Origin of the sequence: Kosakonia sp. H7A (genome assembly GCF_003028445.1) — a bacterium.
GTDB lineage: Bacteria > Pseudomonadota > Gammaproteobacteria > Enterobacterales > Enterobacteriaceae > Kosakonia > Kosakonia radicincitans.
Genome location: NZ_PYTZ01000096.1, coordinates 1 through 480, shown reverse-complemented (window position 1 = coordinate 480; position 480 = coordinate 1). Strand labels below are relative to the sequence as shown.

General features: G+C 70.0%; 1 protein-coding gene. It reads left to right on the top strand.

Annotated elements, in window-relative coordinates:
• A partial coding sequence (locus CWM66_RS29155) for a hypothetical protein (RefSeq protein WP_199200092.1) occupies positions 1 to 480 on the top strand: 480 nt, incomplete at both ends.

Sequence of the window (480 nt, the reverse complement as noted above, 5' to 3'; positions counted from 1 at the left end):
CGCCAGCCATCCGCTCAATGCCGTGGAGGTGGAATTGCGCCGCGGCGCGCTGCCGATGTTCGGCATGGTCGACTCGATGCCGCAGGTGCGTGCGTCAGCTGTGGCACGCCGCGCCGCGCCCGTGGTCGCGTTCAGCGCCGGCGCGAAACTGCTGAACGTCGATGGCGCCGCGCCGTTGCAGCAACTGCTTCGCACTGTCGGCGTGGACCTGGGCAATACCGAAGTGGCGAGCTATCGCGGGTTGGCCCAGCTCAAGCTCACCCCGCGCGGCCTGTTGCAGGCGTTGGGCATCCCGGTGTCCTCGGACCTGACGCTCGGCGAGCTCAACGGGCTGCTGACCCGCAGCCAGATCAGCGTGGGCCAGCTGTTGCAGGTCATGACGGCCCTGGCGAACCAGCAGCAGCTTGCCGGCGTACTGGTGCGACAGGCGCAGGATCGCCAGCGCCGCATGTTCGGCCTCTGCCCCGCGTGCGGCGGGCG